Below are 15,664 nucleotides of genomic sequence, written 5' to 3' on the forward strand. Positions count from 1 at the left end.
CCTCTGTAATTTATTAAATTGCAAAGAGGGGATTCGGAATAGAATATGTATGATTTAATTATAAAAAATGCCAAACAAATTGATGAATCAGTAACAGATATTGCTATTCATCATGGAAAGATTGTTGCGATTGCTAGTTCTATTACAGACCAATCTGAGCGTGTCTTAGATCTACAAAATAAGCACTATGTCAGTGCAGGATGGATTGATTCACACACCCATTGTTTTGCTCGTTCACCTATTTATCATGATGAGCCTGATTTGATCGGCGTTAAAGCTGGTGTCACCGCGGTTGTTGATGCTGGTAGCATTGGAGCTATCGATGTAGATGAGTTTTATCAATTAGCTCAGCAAGCAAGTACACATGTTTACTCTTTTTTAAATATTTCTAAAATCGGGTTATTAAGGCAAAGTGAACTGGCCGATTTACAAGATATTGATTTATCATTATTTGATTCGGCATTAGCTAAGTATCCCGAATTTATTATTGGTATCAAAGTTCGAATGAGCCGTAGTGTAGTAGGTGAAAATGGCATTTTACCTTTAGTTAAAGCTAAAGAAATGCAAAAAAAGAGTGGTTTACCTTTAATGATCCATGTTGGTAATAATCCTCCAGAACTTGATGAAATTGCTGATTTGTTAACAGAAGGTGACATTATTACACATTGTTTTAATGGTAAACCCAATCAAATCTTTGATAAACAAAATAAACTGCGTGGTTCAATTAAACGAGCCATTGAACGTGGTGTGATATTGGATGTCGGTCATGGTGGTGAAAGTTTTAGTTTTTCAGTAGCAGAACGTGCTAAATGCTTAGATATTTATCCTAATACTATTAGCTCTGATATTTATTCTAAAAATCGTTTACAGGGACCAGTTTTTAGCCTGGCTAATGTGATGACAAAGTTTATCTGTCTTGGTTATAGTCGAAAAAGAATCATTGATAGTGTGACGAAAAATGTGGCACAAGTTTTGCAGCTTAAAAATAAAGGTGTTTTATCGGTTGGTTATGATGCAGATTTGACTATTTTTGATATTAGACAGCAAACAGTTTCATTATTAGATTCAGAAGGTGAAGTTAGACAAAGTGATGAGCAATTTGTTCCTCTAGCCTCTATTGTTGCTGATGAGAAAAACCATTTGATACGAATTAAAATAACAGAAGAAGGTAGTAAAAATGAGCTCAGAATCTCAAACTGAAAAAGATGTTTACAGTAAATATAACCTAAAAAAGGTAATTAATGCATCAGGACGAATGACAATTTTAGGTGTTTCAACGCCAAGGCCTGAAGTGGTCGATACTGTATCTCATGGGCTAAATGAATATTTCGAAATTAAAGATTTGGTTGATAAAACCGGTCAATATATTGCTAAATTGCTTAATGTTGAAAATGCGGTGGTAGTATCATGTGCTTCTGCTGGTATTGCCCAAGCTGTTGCTGGATTAATTATCAAAGATGATCGCGATTTATTATTTAATTTGCATTCATCTGACAAATATGTCCCCCGTGAAATCATTGTTCCTAAAGGTCATAATGTTAATTTTGGTGCACCAATTGGCACAATGGTTTCTTTAGGTGGTGGGGTTATTGTTGAAGCTGGTTATGCCAACGAGTGTAAGCCTGAACATATTGAATCACTAATTAATCCAGATACTGTCGCAATTTTATATATTAAGTCACATCATTGTGTCCAAAAAAGCATGTTGTCGGTTGCACAAACTGTAGCAATTGCAAAAAAACATAATATCTCATTGATTGTTGATGCAGCGGCGGAAGAAGATTTACAAACTTATTATCAGCAAGGCGCAGATTTGGTCGTTTATAGTGGTGCTAAAGCAATTGAAGGGCCAACTAGTGGTTTGGTTATTGGTCGTCATCAGGCGGTGGAATGGTTAAAACTACAATCACAAGGTATTGGCCGACCAATGAAAGTAGGAAAAGAAGGTATTTTAGGATTAACAAAAGCTATTGAACTTTATATTACTGATAAAAAGACTGAAACAGGACAGCAAATGGTGACTAAAATGACACCATTTATTGAAAGCCTAAATACACTTGATGGAGTATCTGCCAGAGTCGTTTGGGATGGTGCAGGACGTGATATTGCGCGTGCAGAAATAACGTTTGATGGAAGTGTAATAGGTAAATCTGCAATTGAGATAGTTGACCTGATGAAAAAAGGCGAAATTGCAGTGTATTTCAGAGAATATAAAGCCAATGAAGGTAAAGTTGATGCCGATGTGCGTAGTGTAACATCAGCCCAACTCGATATTATTTACAACAAAATCAAAAATATTATTCAAGGAGCAAAATAATGCAACTGACTCCAAATTATTATAACGATCGTGTTTGTTTAAATGTTTTAGCAAATTCAATCGATAATGCAAAAGAGATTTATGAAGCGGCACAAAATCATGTAGTTGTTGGTATCTTATCTAAAAACTATCCAGATAATGAATCAGCGATTGCGGATATGCAAAAATACGCAGCAGCTATCGATAATGCCATTTCTGTGGGGCTTGGTGCAGGTGATCCAAATCAGTCAATTATGGTGTCTGAAATTTCAGCGGCACTTCAACCACAGCATATTAACCAAGTTTTCACTGGTGTTGCAACTAGCCGAGCATTATTAGGGCAAAAACAAACTGTTATTAATGGTTTAGTTTCGCCGACAGGTAAAGTTGGTTTAGTTAATATTGCAACTGGACCTTTAAGCTCAAATTCCCCAGCAGGAGTTATTCCAGTGGAAACGGCTATAGCTTTATTGAAAGATATGGGCGGCAGTTCAATAAAATATTTTCCCATGGGTGGACTAAAACATAAAGATGAATTTGAGTATGTGGCTAAGTGTTGCGCTGAGTACGATTTTTATCTTGAACCGACAGGTGGAATTGATCTAGATAATTATGAAGCAATTTTAAAAATTGCTTTAGATGCAGGTGTAAAAAAAATTATTCCACACATCTATAGTTCTATTATTGACAAAGCGACTGGTGCAACGCGAACCAATGATGTCAAACAACTTTTAGCAATCACACAAAAACTAGTAGGATAAATGATGTCATCTAAAGTGCTTTTCTCTTATCAGCGATTAGCGTATTTATTTGATACTATAAAAAAGGAGACACTACCTCAGCAAGAGTTAGCTAATCGCTTTTCAGTATCTACTCGCACAATTCGTACTGATGTTTCAGCACTTAACGATGTTCTACGTAGTTATGGTGCTCAGGTTGATTATACTAAAAATGTAGGATATCAACTTGTAGTAACCGATCCTGTCAGTTATGCTCAATTGCCTATTACTCAAGCAATTGAGCAAGTACCAAGAACTAGTAAAGAAAGGATTTCGACTTTATTGATTGCTTTTTTAACACAGTCCAATTCTGTGAAATTGGATGATATCGCTGATGAGTGGTTTTTAAGTCGCAGTACTTTACAAAATGATGTTATTGAGGTTAAACAATATTTAGATAAGTACAATTTATCTCTTGAAAATCGCCCTTATTATGGGATGTACTTAGTTGGCGAGGAGTCATCAATTCGAGCGTGTTTAACTGATATATTGTGGCAACGTCATATGGCAGAAGATACTATAAACGTAAACAGGCTTCGTCAGACGATATTAAATGATATTGATTTAGATTATCTTGAAAAGATTTTACAAAACCAACTTGAACGTTTTGAACTAAAGTTAAATGCTGAAGGACAGGGATATTTGCTTTACAGTTGCGCTGTATCTATCACTCGTATTACTCAAGGTTATGAGCTGCTTGAATATCAAGTTGATCAAATTAATACAACAGTTATTAGTGCTGCACGTGAAATTTCAGAAGAGTTTTCATATTTTTTAGGCAGTGTACTTTGTGATGCGGAATTTAATTATCTGTGTGTACAAATTATTTCTCGAATAATAACAGAATCCCCAAATCAAGCAAAAAGTTTGGCGTTAGTTGAGCATATATTATCTTATATTAATGATACATATCACTATAATTTATGGGATGATACTAAATTACGCCAAGATATGCTGATTCATACGTCATCAATGTTATCTAGGATAAAATACCAAATAAGAACAACCAATCCTTTATTGCATGAAATTAAACAATATTATCCATTTGCTTATGATATTACGCTTTCTGCGTTAACTAATACAGAAAAGTACACCGAATCAAAAATGACAGAGGATGAAATCAGTTATTTAGCCTTACATATTGGTGTAGCATTGGAGCGAAATTATAGTGCAGGGCATGAAAGATTTGCACAAATTCTATTAGTTAGTGAGCTCAGTAACTCAACTTTGCGTATGGTTGAATCAAAAATTAAGAGAGATTTTCCGCATATACAAATTAATCGTACACTTTCCTATCGAGAGTATGAGCAATTAACACGGATAGAAGAGGATTTTGTTGTATCAACTGTTCGCTTAACCGAAAAAGACAAACAAATTGTCAAAATAGCACCATTTCCGACAGCTTATCAGCTTGAACAATTAGGGCGATTGGCAATGGTTGATCGAAAAATGCCTTATATTATTGAACGTTTTTTTGATGAAAAGTTTTTTATTATTATTGATAAACCAGTGACACAAAAAGAGATTTTTAAAAGTATTTGTGTAAGGCTTGAACAATCAGGATATGTTGGTAGCGATTTTTATCCATCAGTTGTTGAGCGTGAAAAAATAGTCTCTACATTATTAGGTGAAAATATTGCTATTCCTCATTCAGTTGGATTGTTGGCAAGAAAAACTGTAGTTACGACTATTTTAGCACCACAAGGTATTGTTTGGGATAAAAATGAAGTTGCACATGTTATTTTTTTATTAGCAATTAGCAAAGATGAATATGAAGATGCTATACGAATATATAATTTGTTTGTAAATTTTGTCAAAGAAAAGTCTACCAAACGTTTATTAGATAGCAGAACTTTTGATGATTTTCGAGCGATTATGAAAGATAGTTTGTGTCGATTATCATAATAAATGAAAAGACCAAAATAACTACTTTTATACTGAGATATGGGTGTTTTCTGAAAAAACTTTACAAGAAAAAAATAATCATTAACAAAATGAATATTAAAGTAATAATCAACAACTCAAACAAATTATATTGTGTGATCCCATTGACGAAACCTTGATTTAAAGGTAATATGCGCGCCTTATGGCATTGTGTAGTTTTTAACTACACTAAAAAAATTTTTTAAGGTAGTATGCATATCTTATGCAAAATAAATTACCATTTACTATTGACCCGATTAAATCGGCACAAAAACGACTTGATTATATTGGATATTATCCACTTCAAGCGGTAAATAGGGTTGATAGCCCAAAAAGTGATATTGAGTGTAGTTTGTCTTTTTATTATGATGAACAAAAACTCTGCATTATCAATATTGATGCAAAATTAACGTTAGAACAAACTTGTCGACGTTGTTTTAAACCTTTTGTCACTGAAGTTCATGTGACGAATAAATTTAGTCCTGTTAAGAGCGATGCTCAAGCAGAGACGCTACCGGAACATTATGAACCCGTTTTGATGAACGAGTTTGGTGAAGTAGATATATTAGCGTTACTTGAGGACGAAATTATTCTCTCGTTACCAATTGCGCCGGTACATGATAGTAAACACTGCGAAGTGTCAGAAGCAGATATGGTATTTGGTGAAATTCCTACTGAGAATGAAAAAACAAATCCATTTGCAATTTTAGTTAGTTTAAAGAATAAGGGGTAAATCCATGGCTGTTCAACAGAATCGTAAAACTCGTGCAAAACGTGGTATGCGTCGTTCTCATGATGCATTAACTGTTGCTAATATCTCAGTTGATGAATCAGGTAAAACACATTTGCGTCATCACGTAACCGCTGATGGTTATTATCGTGGTCGTAAAGTGATTTCTAAATAATTATTTAGTAATTAGAAATCCTCAGGTGACATTTTGGATAATCTAACCATTGCGTTAGATGCTATGAGCGGGGACTTCGGTCCTCGTATTGTTGTTCCTGCTGCAATACAAGCACTAAATAATTATCCAACTCTTTCAATTTTTCTGGTAGGGTGTCTAACAGAAATCAATCCTTTTTTGCCTAAAGAAAAAGCAAAGTTAATTACTCAATACCAACAAGAAGGTCGATTAATGTTGATAGAATCGACATCAGTAATAGCTAATGATATGAAACCTTCTTATGCAATTCGTAATAGTCAAGGATCTTCTATGAGAATTGCGCTTGAACTAGTTAAAGATAATAAAGCTCAAGCATGTGTAAGTGCTGGTAATACTGGTGCGTTAATGGGGCTGTCAAAACTACTTTTGCATTCATTGATGGGTATAGATCGTCCTGCACTCGTTGCTATAGTTCCAGCATTAAACAATCAAAATACAGTAGTATTGGATTTAGGAGCTAATGCTGAGTGTGATAGTGATATGTTAGTTCAGTTTGCGATAATGGGTGAAATTTTAGCTAAAACAGTGCTTAATATTGAATATCCTCGTGTTGCATTACTTAATATTGGTGAAGAAGACATTAAAGGTTTGGATAAAATTCGTGCGGCTTCTGCTATTTTGAAATCAAATAACAAAATTAATTATATCGGTTATTTAGAAGGTAACGAACTTTTAACGGGTAAAACTGATGTACTCGTTTGTGATGGTTTTGTGGGTAATGTAACGTTAAAAACAGTGGAAGGCTTAATAAAAATTTTTATGTCTTCTTTTAAATTATCGTTAGGCCATAATTCATTATTATTGAAATTATTGAGTAAATGGCTACAAAGAAAAATTGCAAAAAATTTTGGTTATTTAGATCCCGGACGATATAATGGCGCTTGCTTGCTTGGACTTCGAAGTATTGTGATTAAAAGTCACGGTAGTGCCAATCAAAAATCATTTTATGCAGCAATAGAACAAGCTATTTTGGCTATACAAACAAATATACCTGAGAAGATAGCAACGAGCCTTTCTTCCGCACTACCCGAGAGCGAATAATTAGATGTATACAAAGATATTAGGAACTGGGAGTTATCTTCCAAAACAGATAAGAACTAATGCAGATCTTGAAAAAATGGTTGATACCAGTGATGAATGGATCACAACGCGTACTGGTATTAAAGAAAGACGTATCGCAGAGCCAGATGAAACTGTAACGAGCATGGCTTATGAAGCTGCTATAAATGCAATTGAAATGGCCAATATCGATAAAAAAGAAATCGGTATGATTATTGTTGCAACAGCAACTTCGGTCAATGCATTTCCAAGTTCTGCAACAGAATTACAAGCTAAATTAGGTATTGGTGATGTCGTTGCTTTTGACGTGTCAGCTGCTTGTTCTGGGTTTATTTATGCGCTTGATATTGCTGACAAATATGTTAAAAGTGGTGCAATTAAATATGCTTTAGTTGTTGGTTCTGACATGTTAACCCGTGGTGTTGATCCAAATGATCGAGGCACCATTATCATTTTTGGGGATGGTGCAGGAGCGGTTGTTGTCGGCGCATCAGAAGAACCAGGTATTATTGCTTCGCATCTTCATGCTGATGGTCGTTATGGTGATTTATTAAAATATCCATATGTTGATCGCCGTAATATGAATGATCCTGTTTATATGACAATGCATGGCAATGAAGTGTTTAAAGTGGCAGTTAAAGAACTGTCAAATTTGGTTGACGAGCTTTTAACTGAGAACACGCTCAATAAAGCAGATTTAGATTGGTTAGTTCCGCATCAAGCTAATTTAAGAATTATTTCTGCAACCGCAAAACGCTTAGATATGGATATGAATAAAGTTATTGTCACATTAGATAAGCAGGGCAATACTTCTGCTGCTTCTGTGCCTTGTGCTTTAGATACTGGTGTAAGAGATGGACGAATTCAACGAGGTCACCTAATTTTATTAGAAGCCTTTGGTGGCGGATTTGTTTGGGGATCTGCACTAATTAGATTTTAGTTTATGAAGTATTTTTAATGATCAAGGATTTAATAATGACCAAATTTGCAATGGTATTTCCAGGACAAGGCTCTCAAGCTGTCGGTATGTTAAAAGATCTTGCTGATAATTTTCCGATTGTCAAATCAACATTTGATGAAGCTTCTGATGTGTTAGGTTATGATTTGTGGGATTTAGTACAAAAAGGCCCAGTTGAAGAACTAAATAAAACATGGCAAACACAGCCAGCACTACTTGCTTCATCTGTTGCAATATTTAGAGTCTGGCAAAGTGTTAATGGTACTCAACCTGATTTTATGGCTGGTCATAGTTTAGGTGAATATTCTGCTTTAGTTTGTGCAGGCGTGATTGAGTTTAAAGATGCGATTAAATTAGTCGAATTACGCGGAAAATTAATGCAAGAAGCCGTGCCAAGCGGCACAGGTGCAATGTATGCTATTATTGGATTAGATAATGAATCAATTAGCAAAGCATGTGAGCAAGCGGCTCAAGGGCAGATTGTTGCGCCAGTGAATTTTAATTCGCCTGGTCAAGTAGTTATTGCTGGTAATAAAGAAGCTGTTGAACGTGCAGGCTCACTATGTAAAGATGCGGGTGCTAAGCGTGCATTACCGCTTGCTGTTAGCGTGCCATCACATTGTGCATTAATGAAGCCAGCAGCTGACAAATTAGCGACTACATTAAACGATATTGAATTTAACACACCAAAGTTTGCTGTTATTAATAATGTCGATGTTAAAGTTGAAACATCTGCAGAAAAAATCAAAACTGCATTAATTGCTCAGCTTTATAGCCCTGTACGTTGGACTGAAACTGTTGAATATATGGCAAAACAAGATGTAAAAATTTTAGTTGAAATGGGTCCTGGGAAAGTATTAACGGGATTAACTAAACGTATTGTTGATACACTTTCTGGTCTTGTGGTTAATGATAAAGTATCATTAGAAACGACATTAGAAAACACAAAGTAAAATGGTAAAAGAGGTGGTTATGAACCTATCAGGAAAAATTGCTTTAGTTACGGGAGCAAGTCGTGGAATTGGTAAAGCAATTGCAGAAAAGTTAGTTGCTTGTGGCGTAACTGTTATTGGTACGGCAACAACAGAAAAAGGTGCTGAAGCTATTAGCCATTACTTAGGATCAAATGGTAAAGGTCTTGCTTTAAATGTGACAGATGAAACATCAATTGAGTCGGTTATTAGTGCAATTAAGACTGAATTTGGTGATATTGATATTTTGGTTAATAACGCAGGTATTACTCGTGATAATTTATTAATGCGAATGAAAGAAGACGAATGGCAAGATATTTTGAATACAAATCTAACATCTGTTTTTCGTTTATCTAAAGCATTATTGCGCACAATGATGAAAAAACGCTATGGAAGAATTGTAACCATTGGCTCAGTAGTAGGCACAATGGGAAATGCTGGCCAAGCTAACTATGCTGCAGCTAAAGCTGGGTTAATTGGTTTTAGTAAATCATTAGCACGTGAAGTTGCATCACGAGGTATTACTGTTAACGTGGTTGCACCTGGTTTTATTGCAACTGATATGACTGATGCATTAACAGATGAACAAAAATCTTTAACATTAGCACAAGTTCCTGCTGGACGATTAGGTGAACCAGCAGAAATAGCTAATGCAGTAGCATTTTTAGTATCAGATGAAGCATCTTATATTACTGGTGAAACTTTACATGTCAATGGCGGCATGTATATGGTGTAATTGGTTAGAATAGTGTAAAATGAGCCATTATTTTAACGGTTTGAACAAAAACTAAGCAATTGGGTTGAAAAATGATTGGCATCTTTTTCAACATTTTATAAACTTACATTCACCGCCACTTTCGGCGATTTTTATAGGAAAAAAAAGAGTATGAGCACTATTGAAGAGCGAGTTAAGAAAATTATTGTTGAGCAACTTGGTGTAAAAGAGGAAGAAGTTAAAAACGAATCTTCTTTCATTGAAGATCTTGGCGCTGACTCTCTTGATACAGTTGAATTAGTTATGGCTTTAGAGGAAGAATTTGATACTGAAATTCCTGACGAAGAAGCTGAAAAAATTACAACTGTTCAATCTGCAATTGATTATATTACTGCAAATCAATAAGGTTAGTAGAGTTTTTATGATAGGCGGTCAAATGATCGCCTAGTTTATATTTATATCTTTAATTATTAACTTAAAAACAAGTCGGTATAAATCTTTAGAAAACTCAAAATAAAAATTTTCAATGATTCAAATTTCATTTCAATCCTTTCCTGGAGGGCAATGTGTCTAAACGCAGAGTTGTTGTTACTGGAATGGGCATGATATCTCCTGTAGGTAATACAGTTGAATCCACTTGGCAAGCTTTGTTAGCTGGGCAAAGTGGTGTTGAACTCATAGAGCACTTTGATACAGCCCCTTTCGCAACGCGCTTCGCAGCGATGGTTAAAAACTTTAATGGCGAAGATTATAATATTTCACGCAAAGATGCACGTAAAATGGATTATTTTATCCAATATGGTATTGCTGCAGGTATGCAGGCAATGCAAGATGCAGGCATTGAAATCACGAATGAAAATGCAGAACGAATCGGTTGTGCTATAGGTTCAGGTATTGGTGGGCTTGGGTTGATTGAAGAAAACCACAGTGCATTAGTAAATGGTGGACCACGCAAAATTAGCCCGTTTTTTGTACCATCAACAATTGTTAATATGATTGCGGGACACTTATCTATTATTTATGGATTAAAAGGACCGAGTATTACTATTGCAACAGCTTGTTCTTCAGGTGTTCATAATATTGGTCATGCTGCACGCATGATTGCTTATGGTGATGCAGATGCTATGTTAGCGGGTGGTGGCGAAAAAGCGAGTACTCCATTGGGTATCGGTGGTTTTGGTGCAGCTCGTGCTTTATCAACTAATAACGACAATCCTAAAGCAGCAAGCCGTCCTTGGGATAAAGACCGTGATGGTTTTGTGTTGGGTGATGGTGCAGGAATCATGTTCTTAGAAGAATATGAACACGCCAAAAAACGCGGAGCTAAGATTTATGCTGAACTAGTTGGATTTGGTATGAGTGGTGATGCTTATCATATGACTTCGCCTCCAGCCGATGGTAGTGGTGCGGCCTTAGCAATGAAATGTGCACTTCGTGATGCAGGTATTGCTCCAGATCAGGTTGGTTATATTAATGCTCATGGTACATCGACCCCCGCTGGTGATAAGGCTGAAACCCAAGCGGTAAAAAGTATTTTTAAAGAAAATGCTAGCAAAGTGATGGTGAGTTCAACTAAATCTATGATAGGGCATTTATTGGGTGCAGCTGGTGCGGTTGAGTCAATTTTCACTGTCCTAGCATTACGTGATCAAGCTGTTCCGCCGACAATTAATCTTGATAATCCTGATGAGGGGTGTGATCTTGATTATGTTCCTCATACAGCGCGTCAGGTTAAAAATTTAGAATATGCACTTTGTAACTCTTTTGGTTTTGGCGGAACCAATGGTTCGGTACTATTTAAAAAAATATAATTTTTAATTATTTTCCCATCACAAAAAGTGGTGGGAATTTATTCATTTCTTGTTAATGTGTTGTCAATAATAGTCCATTTTTATTAAGTAAAAATGTAGCGTATTCCCCATCTTTCCAACATTTTATTTGGTCAATTGAATGTTAAAGCTTATTTTATATTCATACTAACAAATATTCTTTTTCCTTGATTGAAGACGATATGTTTAGTGTATGTTCAAATTTTATTCTTATATTTTAGGAGCTTTAAATTCGGCAGATGCCTGCTATTCATGATGGCTTTACTGTATCAGAAGCAATACATGATTATTGGTATGGAAAAAAGTAGCGATAGGTACTTTTGCAATGTTAATGTTAATTGATAGTGATCCAGATCCAGATATGATTGAAACTGTATATAATTTCAGTGAATCTGTCGGTTTACCAACCAAGCTGGCTGAATTTGGCTTAGCTAATACCAGTGATGAAGAGTTGATGAAAATCGTTATAAAAGTAGCAAATACAGAGGGATTACGTCGTAAATAGTTTTGCACTTTTTTAGATTAATTGTGCTAACTTTAAATGTACTCTGGTTGGTTTTTACATCAAGAATTTTTATTTCTTTTACATTTTGTTGTAAGTTCATGTAGGTAAAGAGAATAAGAATATTCTTCTTGCTTATGTTATAATTCAAAGCCAATTTTATAGCTTCATTTCTGGTAATTATGGCAGAACCAAAATTTATTCATCTTCATTTGCATAGTGATTTCTCTATGATTGATGGAATTGCTAAGGTAGGTGCATTAGTAAATGAAATGAGCAAGTTGCAGATGCCTGCATTTGCAATCACTGATTTTACTAATCTTTGTGGACTGGTTAAGTTTTACGGCTCAGCAATGTCAAAAGGTATTAAACCCATCATTGGTGCAGATCTCGCTATTAGAAGTTCTCAATTGCCTGATGATATTTATCGTTTAACTCTGTTAGCTGCTAATAATCAGGGATATCAAAATCTTACTTTATTAATTTCTAAAGCTTATCAGCGAGGATACATTGGAGATTTGCCTGTTGTTGATAATGAGTGGTTAATTGAGCATCGAGAAGGGTTAATTGTATTAGCTGGACGTGAAAGTGATATTGGTATCGGTATCGTTCGCAATAATCAAAGTATTATTGAGCATGCTATTAATTTTTACCTTGAAAATTTTAATGAGCATTTTTATTTTGAGTTAGTACGGACTAAACGAATCAATGAAGAGCTATTTATTCATAGTGCAGTAAGATTAGCTGAACAGTATCAATTACCCGTGGTTGCTTCTAATGATGTTCGCTTTTTAAAATCTTCAGATTTTGAGGCTCACGAAATTCGTGTTGCTATTCATGATGGGAATACACTTGAAGATCCCTCTCGACCTAAAAATTACTCAGCAGAGCAGTATTTACGATCTGAACAGGAAATGTGTGAACTATTCTCTGACATACCAGAAGCGCTTGAAAATAGTGTTGAAATAGCAAAGCGCTGTAATGTAACCATTCGGTTAGGTGAATATTTTTTACCTAAATTTCCTACTGGTGATATGTCGACAGAAGATTTCTTAGTGCATAAATCGCGTGAAGGTTTAGAAGAAAGACTTGAGTTTTTATTTCCCGATCCAGAAGTTAGAAAACAAAGAAGACCTGAATATGATGAGCGTTTAGAAACAGAATTAACAGTTATTAATCAAATGGGTTTTCCTGGATACTTTCTAATCGTTATGGAATTTATTCAATGGTCGAAAGATAATGATATTCCCGTCGGACCTGGGCGTGGTTCAGGTGCGGGTTCACTAGTTGCGTATGCTTTAAAAATTACCGATTTAGACCCACTGGCGTTTGACTTACTTTTTGAACGATTTTTGAATCCAGAACGTGTTTCAATGCCTGATTTTGATGTTGACTTTTGTATGGAAAAGCGAGATCTAGTAATTGATCATGTTGCTGATATGTATGGTCGTGATGCAGTCTCTCAGATTATTACTTTTGGAACTATGGCGGCTAAAGCAGTAATCAGGGATGTTGGCCGAGTACTTGGACATCCTTATGGCTTTGTTGATCGGATTTCCAAATTAATTCCCTTAGATCCGGGAATGACATTGGTTAAAGCTTTTGAAGTTGAGCCTCAACTTCAGGAGTTATACGATAATAATGAAGAAATTAAATCATTAATTGATATCGCACGTCAATTAGAAGGTGTAACTAGAAATGCAGGTAAGCATGCTGGGGGCGTTGTAATTTCACCAACTAAGATTACAGATTTTTCGCCAATTTATTGTGATCCAGAAGGAAATCACCCAGTAACCCAGTTTGATAAAAATGATGTTGAATATGCAGGCCTTGTTAAATTTGACTTTTTAGGACTAAGGACATTAACCATTATTGATTGGGCAATCAAAATGATTAATGAACGTCAGTTAAGAGAAGGAAATAAGCCTATCGATATTACTCGAATTCCTCTCGATGATCAGGCGTCATTTGATTTGTTATTGAAAGCCGAAACAACAGCTGTGTTCCAACTTGAATCTCGAGGTATGAAAGACTTAATAAGGCGATTAAAACCTGACTGTTTTGAGGATATGATCGCTTTAGTTGCCTTATTTAGACCAGGTCCGTTACAATCAGGTATGGTAGACAACTTTATTGACCGTAAACATGGCAGAGAAGAAGTGTCCTATCCTGATATTAAATATCAACATGAATCATTAAAACCTATCTTAGAACCAACATACGGTATTATTTTGTACCAAGAACAAGTTATGCAAATTGCTCAGACTTTGTCGGGTTATACATTAGGTGGTGCGGATTTATTACGTCGAGCTATGGGGAAGAAAAAACCTGAGGAAATGGCAAAGCAACGCTCTGTTTTTAAAGAAGGTGCCGAAAAGCAAGGTATCGATGGTGAGCTTTCCATGCGCATTTTTGATTTAGTGGAAAAATTTGCCGGTTATGGTTTTAATAAATCTCATTCAGCAGCTTATGCGCTTGTTTCTTATCAAACATTATGGTTAAAAACTCACTATCCAGCAGAATTTATGGCTGCAGTTATGACTGCCGATATGGATAATACTGATAAAATTGTCGGTTTGGTTGATGAATGCTTACGGATGGGATTAAAGGTTAATCCACCAGATATTAATAGTGGTCTTTATCACTTTCATGTGAATGATAAAGGTGAGATTATTTATGGGATTGGGGCTATAAAGGGTGTCGGTGAAGGTCCTATTGAGGCAATTGTTGAAGCACGTAATAGTGGTGGATATTTTAAAAATATATTTGAACTTTGTGCTCGAACAGATATGAAAAAGATCAACCGCCGTGTACTTGAAAAACTTACTATGGCAGGGGCATTTGATAAATTAGGCCCTCACAGAGCAGCTATTTTGCATAGTATTAATGATGCAATGCAGGCAGCGGATCAATATGCAAAAGCTCAAGATATTGGTCAAGAAGATATGTTTGGAGTCTTAGCGGAAGAACCTGAACAAGTTGAGCATGCTTATGCTGCGGTACCTGAATTACCCGATCAAGTTTTGCTTGATGGCGAGCGTGAAGCTTTAGGACTTTATTTAACAGGGCATCCTGTAACGCAATATTTAAAAGAATTAAATCGTTATACTGGTGGATTGCGAATTAGTGAAGCATCTCCGACAGGCTGGGGAAAAACGGTCACTTTTGCTGGTATTGTTACTGATGCTAGGACTCGAATTACTAAAAAAGGTAAAAAAATTGGCTTGTTTACTTTAGATGATCGTTCAGGCCGTATTGATGGTATGCTTTTTGCAGAATCTTTGGAAAATTTTGGACATTTACTCGTAAAAGATAAGATCTTAATTGTTACAGGCCAAGTTAGTAATGATGATTTTAATGGTGGTTTTAAAATGTCAGTGCGAGATATTGTTGATCTAAAAGATGCCCGTACTAAATATGTAAAAGGATTGTTTATTACATTAACTGAAAGCGAAGCAAATCAAGCAATATTGCAACGTTTACAACAACTTTTAGAACCTTATCGTCATGGTAGTGTGCCTGTTAGCTTATATTATCACCGGGATGATTCGGTTGTTAGGATTCAATTCGGTACGACATGGAGGGTTATTCCAGAGGACGCTCTGATTATTGAATTAAAGACACTTATTGGCATAGATCGTATTGAATTTGAGTTTGAATAAGAAAACAAACTTATTAATAGTAGTCT

14 protein-coding genes are annotated in these 15,664 nt (G+C 35.5%); all 14 read left to right on the top strand.

Translation table 11 applies throughout. The features are described from left to right. Positions 1-45 precede the first annotated feature (45 nt). The 14 genes from A9G37_RS07580 (at position 46) to dnaE (ending at position 15,638) form a co-directional block, all read left to right on the top strand. Complete coding sequence (locus A9G37_RS07580; protein ID WP_065575125.1) at positions 46-1,200, top strand: amidohydrolase/deacetylase family metallohydrolase; 1,155 nt, start codon at positions 46-48, stop codon at positions 1,198-1,200. After that, positions 1,178-2,317, top strand: coding sequence for a DgaE family pyridoxal phosphate-dependent ammonia lyase (locus A9G37_RS07585; RefSeq protein WP_065575126.1), 1,140 nt, complete (start codon positions 1,178-1,180; stop codon positions 2,315-2,317). The genes A9G37_RS07580 and A9G37_RS07585 overlap by 23 nt, the downstream gene beginning before the upstream one ends. Beyond that, positions 2,317-3,057: a 2-dehydro-3-deoxy-phosphogluconate aldolase gene (gene dagF / locus A9G37_RS07590; protein WP_065575127.1), complete on the top strand. Its 741-nt coding sequence runs from the start codon at positions 2,317-2,319 to the stop codon at positions 3,055-3,057. Before A9G37_RS07585 ends, dagF begins: the two co-directional genes overlap by 1 nt. Continuing rightward, positions 3,058-4,980 carry a BglG family transcription antiterminator gene (locus A9G37_RS07595; RefSeq protein WP_141671125.1) on the top strand — a complete coding sequence of 641 codons (1,923 nt, stop codon included), beginning with the start codon at positions 3,058-3,060 and terminating at the stop codon, positions 4,978-4,980. It abuts the gene before it with no gap. Positions 4,981-5,221: 241 nt separating this feature from the next. Beyond that, positions 5,222-5,731 (top strand): 23S rRNA accumulation protein YceD, encoded by a 510-nt coding sequence (gene yceD / locus A9G37_RS07600; protein ID WP_065575129.1) that lies wholly within the window; start codon positions 5,222-5,224, stop codon positions 5,729-5,731. A gap of 4 nt (positions 5,732-5,735) precedes the next feature. Next, positions 5,736-5,903 (top strand): 50S ribosomal protein L32, encoded by a 168-nt coding sequence (rpmF, locus tag A9G37_RS07605; protein ID WP_025316508.1) that lies wholly within the window; start codon positions 5,736-5,738, stop codon positions 5,901-5,903. Between the two features lie 33 nt (positions 5,904-5,936). Next, positions 5,937-6,983 carry a phosphate acyltransferase PlsX gene (gene plsX / locus A9G37_RS07610; protein WP_065575130.1) on the top strand — a complete coding sequence of 349 codons (1,047 nt, stop codon included), beginning with the start codon at positions 5,937-5,939 and terminating at the stop codon, positions 6,981-6,983. A 4-nt stretch (positions 6,984-6,987) separates the two neighbouring features. Next, the gene (locus tag A9G37_RS07615) at positions 6,988-7,941 is read left to right on the top strand and encodes a beta-ketoacyl-ACP synthase III (protein WP_034910448.1); all 954 of its coding nucleotides are present in this window, start codon (positions 6,988-6,990) and stop codon (positions 7,939-7,941) included. 35 nt (positions 7,942-7,976) lie between these two features. Continuing rightward, complete coding sequence (gene fabD / locus A9G37_RS07620; RefSeq protein WP_065575131.1) at positions 7,977-8,912, top strand: ACP S-malonyltransferase; 936 nt, start codon at positions 7,977-7,979, stop codon at positions 8,910-8,912. Positions 8,913-8,931: 19 nt separating this feature from the next. After that, a complete protein-coding gene (gene fabG, locus A9G37_RS07625) occupies positions 8,932-9,666 on the top strand; it encodes a 3-oxoacyl-ACP reductase FabG (protein WP_065575132.1) in 735 nt (244 codons plus the stop codon). 150 nt (positions 9,667-9,816) lie between these two features. After that, positions 9,817-10,050: an acyl carrier protein gene (gene acpP, locus A9G37_RS07630; RefSeq protein ID WP_034910452.1), complete on the top strand. Its 234-nt coding sequence runs from the start codon at positions 9,817-9,819 to the stop codon at positions 10,048-10,050. A gap of 161 nt (positions 10,051-10,211) precedes the next feature. Further along, positions 10,212-11,456 carry a beta-ketoacyl-ACP synthase II gene (gene fabF / locus A9G37_RS07635; RefSeq protein ID WP_034910454.1) on the top strand — a complete coding sequence of 415 codons (1,245 nt, stop codon included), beginning with the start codon at positions 10,212-10,214 and terminating at the stop codon, positions 11,454-11,456. 307 nt (positions 11,457-11,763) lie between these two features. Beyond that, the gene (locus A9G37_RS07640; protein WP_141671126.1) at positions 11,764-11,979 is read left to right on the top strand and encodes a hypothetical protein; all 216 of its coding nucleotides are present in this window, start codon (positions 11,764-11,766) and stop codon (positions 11,977-11,979) included. A gap of 179 nt (positions 11,980-12,158) precedes the next feature. Next, a complete protein-coding gene (dnaE, locus tag A9G37_RS07645) occupies positions 12,159-15,638 on the top strand; it encodes a DNA polymerase III subunit alpha (protein ID WP_065575133.1) in 3,480 nt (1,159 codons plus the stop codon). Positions 15,639-15,664: the final 26 nt, after the last annotated feature.

It is taken from the genome of Gilliamella sp. GillExp13, from assembly GCF_001690815.1.
GTDB classification, from domain to species: Bacteria; Pseudomonadota; Gammaproteobacteria; order Enterobacterales; family Orbaceae; genus Gilliamella; species Gilliamella bombi.

Excerpts from the sequence above, each read along its gene's own strand:
- A9G37_RS07580 (WP_065575125.1), top strand. The coding sequence starts at position 46 with ATGTATGATTTAATTATAAAAAATGCCAAACAAATTGATGAATCAGTA.
- A9G37_RS07585 (WP_065575126.1), top strand. The coding sequence starts at position 1,178 with ATGAGCTCAGAATCTCAAACTGAAAAAGATGTTTACAGTAAATATAAC.
- dagF (WP_065575127.1), top strand. The coding sequence starts at position 2,317 with ATGCAACTGACTCCAAATTATTATAACGATCGTGTTTGTTTAAATGTT.
- A9G37_RS07595 (WP_141671125.1), top strand. The coding sequence starts at position 3,058 with ATGATGTCATCTAAAGTGCTTTTCTCTTATCAGCGATTAGCGTATTTA.
- yceD (WP_065575129.1), top strand. The coding sequence starts at position 5,222 with ATGCAAAATAAATTACCATTTACTATTGACCCGATTAAATCGGCACAA.
- rpmF (WP_025316508.1), top strand. The coding sequence starts at position 5,736 with ATGGCTGTTCAACAGAATCGTAAAACTCGTGCAAAACGTGGTATGCGT.
- A9G37_RS07615 (WP_034910448.1), top strand. The coding sequence starts at position 6,988 with ATGTATACAAAGATATTAGGAACTGGGAGTTATCTTCCAAAACAGATA.
- fabD (WP_065575131.1), top strand. The coding sequence starts at position 7,977 with ATGACCAAATTTGCAATGGTATTTCCAGGACAAGGCTCTCAAGCTGTC.
- fabG (WP_065575132.1), top strand. The coding sequence starts at position 8,932 with ATGAACCTATCAGGAAAAATTGCTTTAGTTACGGGAGCAAGTCGTGGA.
- acpP (WP_034910452.1), top strand. The coding sequence starts at position 9,817 with ATGAGCACTATTGAAGAGCGAGTTAAGAAAATTATTGTTGAGCAACTT.
- dnaE (WP_065575133.1), top strand. The coding sequence starts at position 12,159 with ATGGCAGAACCAAAATTTATTCATCTTCATTTGCATAGTGATTTCTCT.